7 protein-coding genes are annotated in these 14580 nt (G+C 63.2%); all 7 read left to right on the forward strand.

Annotated features, from left to right (window positions below):
- The first annotated feature begins 19 nt into the window (after nucleotides 1–19).
- The 7 genes from CHB87_RS03215 to CHB87_RS03245 all read left to right on the forward strand — a co-directional run bounded on the left by CHB87_RS03215 (nucleotide 20) and on the right by CHB87_RS03245 (nucleotide 14576).
- A complete protein-coding gene (locus CHB87_RS03215; RefSeq protein WP_089406923.1) occupies nucleotides 20–1345 on the forward strand; it encodes a sugar porter family MFS transporter in 1326 nt (441 codons plus the stop codon).
- Nucleotides 1346–1365: 20 nt separating this feature from the next.
- A complete protein-coding gene (locus CHB87_RS03220; RefSeq protein WP_089406924.1) occupies nucleotides 1366–2226 on the forward strand; it encodes a sugar phosphate isomerase/epimerase family protein in 861 nt (286 codons plus the stop codon).
- 576 nt (nucleotides 2227–2802) lie between these two features.
- Nucleotides 2803–6279: a TonB-dependent receptor gene (locus CHB87_RS03225; RefSeq protein ID WP_176441553.1), complete on the forward strand. Its 3477-nt coding sequence runs from the start codon at nucleotides 2803–2805 to the stop codon at nucleotides 6277–6279.
- A 27-nt stretch (nucleotides 6280–6306) separates the two neighbouring features.
- Nucleotides 6307–10260, forward strand: a complete 3954-nt coding sequence (locus tag CHB87_RS03230; protein WP_089406926.1) for an Ig-like domain repeat protein — start codon at nucleotides 6307–6309, stop codon at nucleotides 10258–10260.
- Between the two features lie 22 nt (nucleotides 10261–10282).
- Nucleotides 10283–11473 (forward strand): alginate lyase family protein, encoded by a 1191-nt coding sequence (locus tag CHB87_RS03235; protein ID WP_089406927.1) that lies wholly within the window; start codon nucleotides 10283–10285, stop codon nucleotides 11471–11473.
- A gap of 163 nt (nucleotides 11474–11636) precedes the next feature.
- The gene (locus CHB87_RS03240) at nucleotides 11637–12470 is read left to right on the forward strand and encodes a glycoside hydrolase family 25 protein (protein WP_089406928.1); all 834 of its coding nucleotides are present in this window, start codon (nucleotides 11637–11639) and stop codon (nucleotides 12468–12470) included.
- A gap of 12 nt (nucleotides 12471–12482) precedes the next feature.
- On the forward strand, nucleotides 12483–14576 hold the full coding sequence (locus CHB87_RS03245; RefSeq protein ID WP_089406929.1) for a PP2C family protein-serine/threonine phosphatase: 2094 nt from the start codon (nucleotides 12483–12485) through the stop codon (nucleotides 14574–14576).
- Nucleotides 14577–14580 lie beyond the last annotated feature (4 nt).

Raw genomic sequence — 14580 nt, forward strand, 5'->3', positions numbered from 1 at the left:
CTTCGATCGGAGAAGAGACTTGAATCGCTACCTTATAAAGGCAACGACCGTCGGCGCGCTCGGCGGACTGCTGTTCGGCTTCGATACAGCCGTCATCGCGGGCACGACGCAACAGCTTACGGAGATCTTTCACCTCACGCCGTCGACGCTCGGTCTTACCGTCTTTATCGGATTGGTCGGCACGGTGATTGGCGCGATGGTTTCGGGCAAGCTGGGGCAGAAGATCGGCGGGCGTGAGGCGTTGCGCATTATGGCGATCCTCTACACGATCTCTGCGGTGGGCTGCGCCTTTGCCTGGAGCTGGAATGCACTGATGGTCTTTCGCCTGATCGGAGGACTGGGCATCGGCGGTTCGTCGGTGCTGGGGCCGGTGTATATCGCGGAGCTTGCGCCGGCGAAGTGGCGCGGTCGCATGGTGGGGATGTTTCAGATCAACATCGTCGCGGGTATTCTGCTGGCGTATCTTTCAAACTACATCATCGCATCGCAGCACCTCGGCGCCGCGGAGTGGCGTTGGGAGTTTGGCGTAGCGATTGTGCCTTCGGTGCTCTTTCTCATCATGCTCTATGGCATCCCGCGCAGCTCGCGCTGGCTGGTGACGACCAACCGGACGGACGAAGCCTTGAAGGTGCTGGAGCTTATGGGTTCGCCTAACTCCAAGGCCGAACTCCAGGAGATTATGGACTCGGTGCACATGGAGCGCGGAGCGAAGGAAGAGCCTCTCTTCACCAGACGTTACGCTCTGCCGATCTTCCTCGCAATCTCGATCGGCCTGCTCAATCAACTTGCGGGCATCAATGCAATTCTCTATTACGCGAACTCGATCTTCGCTTCGGCGGGCTTCAGTTCGAACTCCGCCGCGTTGCAGACGGTGGGCATCGGCCTGGTGAACATGCTCGCCACGTTGCTGGGCATGAGCCTGATCGACAGGATGGGTCGCAAGACTCTGCTGCTGATCGGATCGGTGGGGATGGTGTTCGCGCTCGGTGGCGTGGCGGCGATCTTCTACACGCATACGCACCAGGCGTTGCTGGTCTGGCTGCTGGTGATGTTCATCGTCTTCTTTGCGATCTCGCAGGGCTCGGTGATCTGGGTGTACATTGCGGAGGTCTTTCCGAACCGAGTGCGGTCCAAGGGGCAGAGTCTCGGTTCGTCCGCGCACTGGATCAGCGCGGCGCTGATCACGCGCTACTTCCCTGTCGTGGTGGACAAATTCTCGCAAGGCACGCCGTTCGCGTTCTTCGCGGGTATGATGGCGCTGCAGTTTGTGCTGGTGCTGTTTGTGTTTCCAGAGACCAAGGGCCGATCGCTCGAACAGATCCAGGCACAGTTTGGAATTCACTAAGACCGAGGCAAGAGAACGATATGGCAGACAGGATCGGCATCAGCGCATTCGCGTGGACGGCGGACTTCACAGCCAAGCATCTTGAGCTTCTACCGTGGCTGGAGGAACAGGGCTTCGCTGCATTGGAGGCGCCGATGTTCGACCCATCGGCTCTGCCGGTCGCCGCAATTCGCAGGGCCTTTGCGGAGACGGAACTTGACTGCACCGTCTGCGCGATTCTGCCTGCGGGGATCAACCCCATCAGTCCGGATGCGGCCACACGTACGCGCTCCATTGCTCATCTGATGGAGTGTGTGGAGGCCACGGCTGCGATGGGTAGCCGGCTGCTTGGCGGTCCTCTCTTCGCGCCCATCGGCTATCTGCCCGAGCATCGGCCGACGGAAGACGAATGGCGCTGGGCAGTCGAGGCGTTTCAAGTAGTCTCCGGCCATCTCGAAAAGCATAATGTTACGCTCTCGATCGAACCGGTCAATCGCTCCGAGACCTTCTTCCTGCGCACCGCGGCTGAGGCGAAGCGGTTGTGTGAAGCAGTGGGACATCCGCGTGTCGGCGTGACGATCGATACCTTTCACGCAAACATCGAGGAGCGCAGTATACCTGCGGCGATCGCCTTGCTGGGATCGCATTTGAAGCATATGCACATCAGCGAGAACGATCGAGGCCTGCTGGGTCAGGGCCATGTGGACTTTCCTGCAATCGTGCGCGCGCTGGAATCGGTCGGCTATGACGGTTATCTGATGATCGAAGGCTTCGGCTATTCCCCGACCGAGCCGAAGGCTCCAGGCGCGCTATGGGCCGAGCTGGATGTATCGGCGGAACGGTTGGCTGTCGAGGGTATGGGTTACCTTCGGGCGCTCAGGAAGGCTTCCGTCGCTGTGTAAGCAGGTTCAGCGTCTGCCGCATTTTTCAGAAGGCGCCACGTTATCTGCGTCATGATTGTTGGCAGGTCGTCGGCGCCACAAGGGTGACCTCTCCCAGGCAAAGCGTGCTACGGTCTCAGGCTGGAGCAAGCAACGATAAGAGCCAAAGCCAATACAAGGTTATCGACGGTAAAAGCGGCTCGCCTTCCGTCGCGATTCTCTGCCTCTGGCAGAGTTCTGCCCCGGCTCTTGGCCCCATCCTTAAATACAAGATCCTCTCCGGCCCCTTCAGGACGTTTGTCACATTCTCTATCCGTCCTGCATGTCATTGATATCAAAGACACGGCAGCGCGGCCCCCAGTGAGAAACCGTTCAACACTTGCCAAGAAGGTCTCGCGTCGCCGAGTGTGATCCGGCTATGGAAACGGGACTTTGCGAGGGTGTTGACCTGGGGCGATCCGACCTCCCGGCCGACTGCGCCCCCGTGCGGACGCAAGACCAAGTGAGGTAGGAATGCTATTTTTATCGGCACTCAGAGCATGCAGCGCCAGGCCGGCATCGCGTCGCTCCAACCCTTTTATCGCTGTCACCCTGTGCGTGCTCGCGCTGCTTTTCGGCGCCGCGTCGAACGCTCTCGGCCAGGCTCGCAGCACTGGAACCGTCGCCGGCAACATCACGGACGCAAAGGGCAATGTCGTCATCACGGCGGTCGTGACGCTGACCTCCGCCGAACAAAACACGACCTTCACCGCGAATGCCAACGGCAAGGGCGAGTATCTCCTGACGGACGTCCCGGTCGGCACGTACAACCTGACCGTGTCGGCGCCAAACTTCCAGAACTACGTCATCAGCTCCATCGCCGTGGACGCTGAACAGAACGTTCGGCTGGACGCGCGGCTGGAGGTCGGCACGGCGTCGGAGTCAGTGACGGTGGAGGCGGCGGGCATGACCGTCGATACGCGGTCGGCGACCATCGGCACCGTGATCGACAACAAGCTGGTCGAGGAGCTGCCGATCGACGGGCAGAATGTCGTGGCGCTGGCGGCGCTGCTGCCCGGCGTCAGCGGCGTCAACGCGCCGACGACCTTCACCAGCGATACGGCCGGTCCGACCTTCAACGTCTCCGGCTCTCGCAACAACCAGAACCTTTTCCTGCTCGACGGCTTTCTGTGGAACAACGCCTTCTACAATACGGGCCTCAACTTTCCGCCGCCGCACGCCATGTCCGAGGTCAGCGTGCTGCTCGACAACTACAAGGCGGAGTTCGGCCGCAACGCCGGCTCGGTCTTCAACGCGATCACCCGGCGCGGCGCCAATACGATCCACGGCACGCTGTGGGAGTACCTGCAGAATAGCGTCTTCGATGCGACCGACTGGATCTCGCACCAGAACCCGCATCTGGTTCAGAACCAGTTCGGCGCGACGCTCGGCGGCCCGATCAAGCGGGATAAGGCGTTCTTCTTCCTCACCTTTCAGGACCTTCGCTCGGCCGGTCAGGTGGTCGCCATCGCGCAGACGCCGACATACGCCGAGCGCGGGCTGATCTCGCCGGGCGTCGGTCTTCCGTGCACCTCGACCTACTTCGCCGGCCAGACCTGCGCGAACTTTCTGGCCTCCTTTCCAGCCGGTTCGAACCCGAACCAGGTGCTGCAGAATCCGGTCTATTCGAGCACCTACGGCGCGACCGCGATCAGCCAGTTGAACTCGACTTACGCACAGCAGGGTGGTACGGGAACCTCGCCCTGCGTCACCGCCCTGACCGCTTATATGAACTCCAATAACGCGGCCACGACGAAGCGCTACCTGCCGAACGCTGAGATTCCGAGTAACTGCTTCAATCCGGTTGCGGTGAACTTCCTGAGCCAGTATGTGCCGGTGCCCAATCAGCCGAGCATCGGCAATGCGCCGCCGCAGGCGCTCTCGACCGCCAAGCAGCCGCGCAACGACTACAACGGCATGGCGCGCATCGACCTGAACCTCGGCGCGCACACGTTGGACGCCCATTTCTACATGACGAGCGTGAACGACATCACGTCGAACAGTGTCAGCCAGGGACAAGGCATCGCGAACTATGAGCAGGACCGAAACACCGGCGGCATCGCCTTCGGCGGCGTCGGAGATACCTGGGTGCTGAGCAGCAATAAGTTGAATATCTTTCGCACCGGGTATAAGCGTTATAAGTACTCGATCGATCCGACCGATCCGACGACGTTAGGAGCTCTCGGCTCGGCGCTGATTATTCCCGGCTCGCCTTCGCTGCCGCGGCTGGAGGCGACGAACCAGTTCACCCTGGGCAGCGCGACCTCCGCTCGTTCTTACACGCTTAACGCAAATTATGAGGCGAGCGATAACTTTTCCTGGACTAAAGGCAACCATAACTTACAATTCGGCGCGCAATATCTGGAGCTACAGTATATTCATCGCTTCGACCAATCGCCGTTTATCGAATCCGAGCAGCAGAATACCGAGACATCGCTTGGAGATTTTCTACTTGGACTTATCTACACCGAGACCTTCGGTAACTTCACCAACTTATCCGCGCAGCAGCATGTCTTCTACTTCTACGGCCAGGATGACTGGCGTGCAAGCTCTCGACTTACCGTGAGCGCGGGTCTGCGCTATGAGCTTCCGTTCCAGTGGTATCAGCCCGACGGCCAGTCGCTGACCTTCATCCCCGGCTATCAATCCGCGGTCTTTCCTGGGGCTCCGCCCAGCATGGCCTATGTCGGCGACCACGGCCTGGGCAAGGGCATTGTGTCGAACCGCTTCAACGACTTCGCGCCACGCGTGGGTCTTGCCTACGATGTGTTCGGCAACGGCAAGACCTCGATCCGCGCGGGCTTCGGCATCTTCTTCGACGCCATCAACGCCAACATCGTAGGCGTCGGCGAACCGTATCACTACGGCGTAACCTATGCGCAGCCGAACGGCAGCTTTTCGAATCCGCTGCTTGGACAGAATCCCATTCCCGCGAACTATGTGAAGGGCAACCCACAGTTCGCCGGCCCTTACTCGGTCAACTTCGCCGATAAGAATCTAACGACGCCTTACACCGAAGCGTTCAATATCGGCATTCAGCAGCGCGTGCTGAACTCGGCGACGCTCGAGATCAACTATGTCGGTAAGCTGGGGCGTCATCAGATCGTTCAATTCGATCTGAATCCCGCTATCTACGATTGCTCCGGCGGATACTTCGCCAGTAACCCGGCCGTCTACTGCGCCGATGCATCGACCGCATCGTCGTCCTATCAGGCGCGCGTCGTGTATCCGGGTTATAACTACGGCGGTCAGGGTGTAGTGGATAATGCGAGTGTCGGGACCTCGAACTACAACGGCATGCAGGTGATTTACAAGCAACGTTCGCGCAAGAGCCTCTCCGCGCTGGCGTCTTATACTTATTCGCGTTCGCTCGACATACAAAGTAATGGCCAGACAAACACCGCGAACGTGCCGATGCCGTTCAATCTGCGCTCGCAGTATGGGCCATCGGACTTCCAGGCGACGCATATCTTCAACGGCGGCTTTGTCTGGCTTACACCGTCGGTGCGCTTCGGGCCTCGATTCATGCAGGGTCTGGCGAACGGCTGGCGCCTGGGCGGCATCTTCAACGCGCGCTCCGGCAACCCGATCAATATCTATCTTGCGGGAGATCTCAGTTACACCGACGAGCGTCCGCAGCGACCTAACCTTGTGCCGGGTGTAAGTCCCTACCCCGCGCCCGGAAGGTCGCGCGCGGCCGAGGTTGCGTCCTGGTTCAACACAGCCGCCTTCGTCAATCCGACTCCGGGAACCTTCGGCAACGTAAGCCGCAACTCGCTTTACGGGCCGGCCTTCATCACGACCAACGGCTCGGTTGGCCGCTTCTTTCAACTGACGCAGGGCCGCGACCTGGAGTTCAAAGCAGACGCCTTCAACCTGTTCAATCAGCCGAACTTCGCCAATCCGAACACGCAGCTTGCGTCGGCAACCTCGGCGCTTGGCAACTTCGGCACCATCCGTTCGACTGTGGGAACGAACGGCGTGGTCGGCACCAATGGACGCAGGTTGCAACTGTCGTTGCTGCTGCATTTCTAGACGCGATTGTGACACGAGGATTCAAGCATGCGGATTTCAAAGATGTTCATCGGTGGATTGGCGACCCTCGCGCTCTTCGCGGTCGCAACGCAGGCAACGGCACAGACGACCGCGCAGGCACCCTTTCTTTCGGTCTACGCGGGCATCCCAACGGGAAGCACGGCGACGGCCTGCGCCAACGACATTCCCACCTTCACGGGGACACATGTCGGCGACGGCTGCGTGCCCACGCAGGCGAGCCTGAGCACGCCCAGCAGCTCCGCCATCGACGTCTATGGCAACGTCTATATCTCGGATTACGGCCATAAGCTGCTGCGCGTGATCTACCAGGGCGGCGCGCCGCTGACCTCGCTGCTGGTCGCGGCCAGCCCGGCGATTTCGAACTTCGTACCCGTGCCCGGCCGCATCTACACCATCGCCGGCGCGGCGGCGGCTGTGCTTGCGACCACCGGCACGCCGAAGGCGCTCTACTGCAACAGCGCGGGAACCGGAACGGTTGCGATCGCCACCAACGGCGATGGCTGCCCCGCGACCGAGAGCTACATCCAGCCGCGCGGCATCTCGGTCGACGCGAACGGCAACATCTTCTTCGCCAACCTCGGCGGCGGCGAAGGCATGCGCGTCATCTATGCCGGCGGCGCGGCGGTCGCGACCCTCATCACGACGCTCAACAGCACCGTGACCGCGCCGCAGGTGGGCTACATCTACAGCATCACCGGCAGCTCGACCGCGGGCTTCAAGGGCGATGGAGCCAACGCGCGCACGGCGCAGTTTGAGAATGTGCGCGACGTCGTCGTCGACCCCAGCGGCAACCTCTATATCTCGGACGGCAACGCCGCAGGCGCCACGACCGCGAACACGAACAACAATATCCGCGAGATCAACGCCGCCACCGGCATCATCACGACCATCGCGGGCAACACGGTTGCACCGGTGATCGCATGCCCTGCCGGAGGTTCGTTCGGCGGCGATGGCGGCCCGGCGACGGCGGCGCAACTGAACTCTCCGTATGCGATGTTCATGGACGCCAACAGCAACCTCTACCTCTCCGATAGCTGCAACGGGCGGCTGCGCGTGATCTACGCCGGCGGTACGATTCCCAACGTGTCGAACCCCGTCGTCGGAGATATCTACACCGTCGCGGGCGGTGGCGCGTTGACCGGCGGCGCGACCAACGTCGCGGCCACGCAACTCAGCATTGCGCTGATGCAGAGCGCGGGCATCGATGCGGCGGGCAATCTCTATATCGCCGACAACACGAATCGTTATGTCTGGCAGATCAACCCCATCACCGGCATTGCAACGCTCTTCAGCGGTCTCGGCCTGACGGGGACGACCGCGGTCGCTGCGCCGGCGGCAGGGACATACTGCGGTGGGACGACCGCGACCAGCGGCCCCAAGTCCGTCGACACAATCGGCGATGGCTGTCCTGCGTTGCAGACCGCCGTCAGCCCGAGCCTTCGTTTCATCGGCGACAACCTCGGGCATGTCTATTCGATCGATAACTCCGTGCTGCGGCAGTACACGCTCGACAGTACCTTCCCCGCAACAGCTGTTGGATCGAGCACGACGCAGCCTGTGGCCTTCACTGCGCCAGCGATGCAGACCGACAGCTTCAAGCTCGAAGGCACGACGGCGACAGAGTTCAGCGATGTCGGCGGCACGGCCTGCACGGCTGTCGCGTCGATCCCCGCGAGCACGCTGTGCGTCTACAACGTGCAGTTCACACCCACGCAGTCGGGCCCGCGCGACGGCGCGATGGTGCTGGGCGCAGGCCTCGCCACGGCTTTGCTCAGCGGCTCTGGAACAGCGGCGCAGCTCTCGGTCGACCCCGGCACGCAGACGACGCTGGGATCGGGTCTGACGCCGCAGGGTATCGTGGCGGACGACTCCGGCAATGTCTACGTGGCCGATGCCAGGGCGAACCAGTTAGTCGCGATCAACATCGCAAAGAACACGAGCACGACCGTCATGACCGGTCTGAGCAAGCCGGGCCAGGCGGCGATCGACGGCGCGGGAAATCTCTACGTCGCCGATGCGGGCAACAACCGCATCGCGGAGCTGCCGGTCGGCGGCGCCGTGCGCAGCCTTGGCGCCGGACTCTCCGCGCCGCAGGGCGTGGCGGTCGATGGCGTCGGCAATCTTTACATCGCGGATACGGGCAACAACCGCATCGTGGAGATCGTCGCCGGCGGCCAGCAGCGCGTGCTTCCCTTCAGCGGTCTTGCTCAGCCCACGCGCATCGCGGTCGATGGCGCGGGCGATCTCTTCGTGGCCGATACGGGCAATAGCCGCGTGGTGGAATGGATAGCCGGCCAGGGTCAGACCGTGGTGAGCTTCGGCACAACCAGCGTGAAGCCGGCAGGCCTCGCGGTGGATGCAGCCGGTAACCTTTACGTCGCCGATACGAACAGCCTGCAGGTGTTGGAGGTACTCGCGGGTACGACCACGGTGAACACGCTCGTTTCAGGCCTGAAGTCGCCGGCCGATCTTTCTATTGGTCCCAACGCAAGCCTCTACGTCGCGGACTCGCAGGCGACGGCGGCGATCGCGCTCAACCGTTCGCTGGGCGCCATCGGTTTTCCGATCACCAATGTCGGCGAGAACAGCAGCGCGTCCATCTCTGTGGCGAATACGGGCAATGCGGCGCTGAGCTTTACGGGCGCGACGCTGGTCTCGAATGCGACCGGCGTCTTCACCGTGGCGGCTGCTTCGGCCAACGGTTGCGCGCTGAGCCAGACCGTCGCGGCGGGCGCAAGCTGCCTGCTCAACGCGACCTTCGCGCCGACAAGCCGGGGCGCTTACAGCCAGATCGATACCTTCACGACGAATGCGGCGAACAGCGGCTCCGTGCAGGCTCTGCTCGCCGGCACAGGCGCGCAGCTCATCGGCACGACGACCGCCATCACCATCACCTCGCCGACCACCTCGACCATCGGATTCGGTACGCCGGTCGTGCTCTCGACGCTTGTTACGCTCTCATCCAACAGCGGCGCACCCACCGGCACGGTGACGGTGACGGTCGACGGTCAGGCGCGCACGCCGATCGCCTTCGGCACGGGCGCATCTACATTGACTCTCAACCTCGGCGTGGGAACGCACGTCGTCAAGGCAGGCTTCAGCGGGGACTCGATCTACGCCAGCAGCAGCGCCAGCGTCAGCTTCACCGTCGTCAAGGCCACAACCACGACCGGCCTCACCATCGCGGCAAGCGCGCCGGGGACCAATCCGACGATCACCTTCACGGCGGCGGTCGCCTCGTCCACCGCAACGGGCGAGACCGGCACGGTGAGCTTCTACGCGGGCAGCGTGCTGCTCGGAACGTCGACGTTGACCAACAACACAGCGGTCTATACCACCTCGACCCTTACCTTCGCGAGCAACAGCTTCACCGCCGTTTACAGCGGCGACGGCAACTTCACCGGGTCGACATCGGCGATCCTGCAGCCCGCGGCGGACTTCGCGCTGACGTCTTCGAGCTCGAGCCTCGCCATCGCGCAGGGTGGCGTCGCGACGGCCAACATTACCCTAACACCCATCTTCAACTTCGCCGGCGTCATCACGCCCTCGTGCAGCAACCTGCCCAGCAACTCGGTCTGCCGCTTTCAACCGACGTCGATTAGCTTCAGCGGCAACACTCCGGTCGGCGTGCTGTTGCAGGTCTACACCGACGTATCCCCTTCGCAGATCAGCCTGCATACGCAGGGCTCCAGCCGGACGGTCTACGCGCTCTTTCTACCGCTCGGCCTGCTGGTTCTCTGCGGACGCCGCTTCACGACGAAGGCGCGCAGGGCACAGTTGCTGCTGGCCGCCGTCGCCGCGCTCTATGCCGCGACCGGCCTGACCGGATGCGTCGCCCACACGGTCACATCGGTTACGCCAGCGGGTACACAGAGCGTCACGGTATCCTTCACCAGCGCGGGCGCTGCCACGCCGGTCACGCACTCGCTCGCCTACACCCTCACGGTCAACACGCCCTAACCTGCTTCGTTCGAGGTATGACATGCGTCTCAAACTATGGCTGGCTGCTGCAACCATCTCGCTGTCGGCCATCCAGGCAATCGCCCAGACTCCGCCCAAGACCTTCGAGTTCGATGGCCAGCAGCTTCTCCGTCTGCGCGAGCAGCCGAACAGCCCCGCAGTCAAGGCGGCGCTTGCGGAGGCCGACTCCGCGATGCACGCCGGACCCTTCACCGTGACGGCGAAGCCGCAGGCTCCGCCCAGCGGCGACAAGCACGATTACATGAGCCTCGCGCGGTACTTCTGGCCCAACCCCGCGACCCCCAACCACCTGCCGTATGTGCGGCGCGACGGGCAGTCCAACCCGCAGATCCAATCCATCCCGGACCATGAATACCTCTTCAAGATGGAGGAGGCCGTCCATGCGCTGGCGCTGGGCTATGTGCTGACCGGGCGCGAGGAGTATGCGGCTCGAGCCACGCTGCTGCTGCGCGCCTGGTTCCTCGATCCGAAGACGAAGATGAATCCGAACCTGCAATATGCGCAGGCCGTGCTGGGGGTCAACGGAGGCCGCGGGCGGGGCATTCTCGACGCGCGCGGGCTGCCCGACGTGACCGATGCGGTCGCGATGATCGAGGGTTCGAAGAGCTGGACCGCGGTCGACGATGACGGCATACGGGGCTGGTTCAACGACTACTACACATGGCTGACGAAGAGCGACAACGGCCGCGACGAGGCCGACGCGAAGAACAACCATGCAAGCTGGTACGACTTCCAGGCCGTCGGCATCGCGCTGTTTCTCGGCCGCCAGGGGGACGCGCGCGCCATGCTGCTGGCTGCTCGAACCAGGCGCATTGCGCCGCAGATCGACGCCGATGGCAAGCAGCCGCTCGAACTCGGGCGTACAAAGTCCTTCGGCTACTCCGTCTTCAATCTCGAAGCGCTGATGCGCCTTGCCGACTACGGCGCCGCCGTCGGCGTCGATCTGTGGAAGTACCAGGCGCCCGGCGGAGGCTCAATCCGCGCCGCGCTGGACTACCTGATTCCCTTCGCGCTGAACAAAGAGCGCTGGAGCCACGAAGACATTACGGGCTTCAACGGCGACGAACTCAGGCTGCCGTTGTTGCAGGCCGCCGCACGCTTTCACGAGCCGGCCTATCTCGCCGCCGCCGATCGCCTCAAAGGCAAGGAGACCGCCGAGATGCTCATCCTGCGCAGCCGCGTTGCGCCTTAGCCGCGGGAACGTCGCGGCTCCCGATTGGGAGTTGTCGCCTGCGCGGGGCGCTGCTAGTATCCCCACATCACTGCTGCCGGTCTCGAATCGCACTTCCGGGCCTCCGTTGTCATAGAGAACTACCGCCCTCGCAGGGCCGATGGATTACATTCCGAGGTGAAAGATGGACGGTCGCGTTCACGGTATCGACGTTTCGCATAACAACGGCGCCATCGACTGGGACGCCGCTTCGGACGCCGGCATTCAGTTTGCCTTCGCGAAGGTGTCGCAGGGATGCGACCCCACGAAGCCCTGGTATGCCGATACGCGCTTCGCCGAAAACTGGCCGGCCATGCTGGACGCCGGAATTCTGCGTGGCGGCTATCACTTCATCGGACCGCCGCTGGCGACCATGCCCCAGGCGAACTGGATGGACGACATCCATAGCCAGATCGATCACTTTCTCGACCTTCTCGGGCCTCTGCAGCCGGGCGACCTGCCTCCCGTGCTCGATCTGGAGAACGGCGACAACCCTGGCCGTTGGCAGAGTCTGATCACCGCCGACCGCGCCGGCGCGCTGGCGCTGGTGCGGGAGCTGATCGTCTACACCGCGGCCCAGAGCGGCGTCACGCCGATTCTCTACACCGGCAACTTCTGGACCGGCGAGCTGGGCGATCCGAGCGCGGTGGGCGACAACATGCCCTTTGCCGCAAACCCGCTCTGGCTCTCGCAGTACCCCTGCGTCCACACGCCGGTTCCGCTTCCCGGCCAGCCGGGCAAGACCGACTCCGGCGAGGCGGCCAGCTTCGACGAGTATGCCCTGAAGCTCGACGGCAGAACGCCGCTCCACATGCCCGCCCTGTGGGGTGGCAAAGACAATCCCAACTGGACCTTCTGGCAGTTCTCCGCCTTCGGCAAGATCCCCGCTATCAGCCCCAATGTACTCGACCTCGACGTCTTCAACGGCTCGCTTGCACAACTCGAAGCTCTGACGATCCCCGCCCCGCCCGCAGGCTGATACATTAGACGCGTGCGCATCCAAGCAATCCATCGCCGCTGGACCGGCGCCCTGGCTCCCTATGGCTGGGCGGGCCGCTGGTTTGCGCGCCTGCTTCCGCCGGTGCTTGCGCTGTTGCTGGTCGACCTGCTTCTGCGGCCAGCGCCTGCCCTGGTCAGATTGCTGCTTACCATCGGGATCGTGGCTGTCGCGCCGCTGAGTCTGGTGGTGCTATGGCGAGTGGCGACGCGCCGACTGCTCTGGCGCGTGCGCAATCGCCTGATCGTCACGTATCTGCTGCTGGGGCTTGCGCCGATCCTGCTCTTCGGAACGCTGACGTTCATGGCGGGCTATCTCTTTGCTGGGCAGTACGCGACCACCTCCGCGCTGCGGCTGATCGATCAGGCCGTCGAACAGGTGAACACGGAGGCGGCGGGATTCGCCATGCTCAGTCTGGCCGGCACGCTGCCTGCACAGTCGCCCTTGGTCAACGGACAGACGCCTGCCTCGGACCGCATCGCGCTGGCAACCATGAGCGGCGGCGCGTGGCGCGATCTCTCGACCGGCCCCACGCCGCGCAGTCCCTTCGCGGGCAAGGCTTCGCCCGACTGGCTTCATTCCGGGTTTCGCGGGGTCGTCAATCTGGACGGACAGCTCTATCTTTGTTCGGCCATTGAGGTCGCCCTCGGCCAGCGCAAGGCGCTCGTCCTCGGCTCCATGCCGCTGTCGTCGCAGGCGCTGCGGGCGATGGGCCAGGGGCTGGGAAGGATCACGCTCTTCCCGATCGGGCTCGGCCAGACAGGCGACAAGAAAGGCTCGAAGCTCGCGATTCACAAGTCGCCCGACGAGAAGAGCGAGGAGATCGACATCGGCGATCCCGGCTCTAACGATTGGACTCCCTCCAGCAAGTTTGAACGCGTGAGCGGCGGCGCCGTGCCCGCGGCGAAGTTCCTGCTGGACACACGCGTCTTCTTCTCCGCGCCGATGACGGTTCGAGACTGGGAGGGCGGCTCTGCCGGGCAGGCGATCGTGCTGGTCGAGTCCCGTCCCACCGTCCTTTATGACCGTCTCTTCGCCGCCTCGGCCGGCATCGGCAAGTATGTGCGGCTGTTCCTGATCGGAACGGCAATCCTCTTCGGCATCATCGAACTGCTCGCCCTGTTCATGGCGATCGGCCTCGGCCGGACGATCACCCGGTCGGTCGCCGAGCTGTATGAGGGTACGGTCGAGATCGATCGCGGCAACTTCGCGTATCGCATGCCGCAGGGCAAGAACGACCAGCTTGGAGCGCTTTCGAACTCCTTCAACACCATGGCCGCCAGCATGGTGGAGCTGCTGGCGCAGCAGCGCGAAAAGCAGCGGCTCGAAAGCGAGCTGGCCATTGCGCAGGATGTGCAGCGCAACCTCTTTCCGCATTCGCCGATGGCCTTTGACGGTCTGGAGGTGCATGCGGTCTGCATCCCCGCGCGCACGGTCAGCGGCGATTACTTCGACTTCTTCTGCGAGGGCCGGCAGTTCTGCCTAGCGCTGGGCGATATCAGCGGCAAGGGCATGTCCGCGGCGCTGCTGATGGCGTCGCTGCACGCTGCGGTGCGGTCGCTGGGGCTCAGCGCGGAGGCGGCGGATCACGGCGCGCCCTCGTCCGCGCGGCTGGTCAGCCTGCTAAACAGGCAGCTCTTCCAGAGCACGCAGCCCGAACGCTACGCCACGCTCTTCCTCACGTTCTACGACGGCGCGACGCGCCAACTGACCTATACCAACGGCGGGCACCTGGCGCCGTGGCTGATGTCCGCCGACGGCACGTTTTCCTCGCTCGACCGGGGCGGCCCGGTGGTCGGTCTGCTGAACGGGCTCGCCTACCAGGAGACGCACCTGGGCTTCGCTCAGGGCGACCTGCTGGTGGCTTACTCCGACGGCCTGACGGAGGCCGAGAACGAGTCGGGCGAGTTCGGCGAAGAGCGTCTCTTTGAATTCGTCTCACAGCACCGCAGCCTGCCGCTGGACGAACTTGCCCAGCGAACCTTGGAGCGGGTGCAGGGCTGGATCGGCGAGACCGAGCAGATGGACGACATGACCATCCTCTTCGCCCGCGTCACGACCCGGCTGCCGCCGCCCGCTTTGCTATAACAAC

Source organism: Granulicella rosea (genome assembly GCF_900188085.1).
Taxonomy (GTDB): domain Bacteria; phylum Acidobacteriota; class Terriglobia; order Terriglobales; family Acidobacteriaceae; genus Edaphobacter; species Edaphobacter rosea.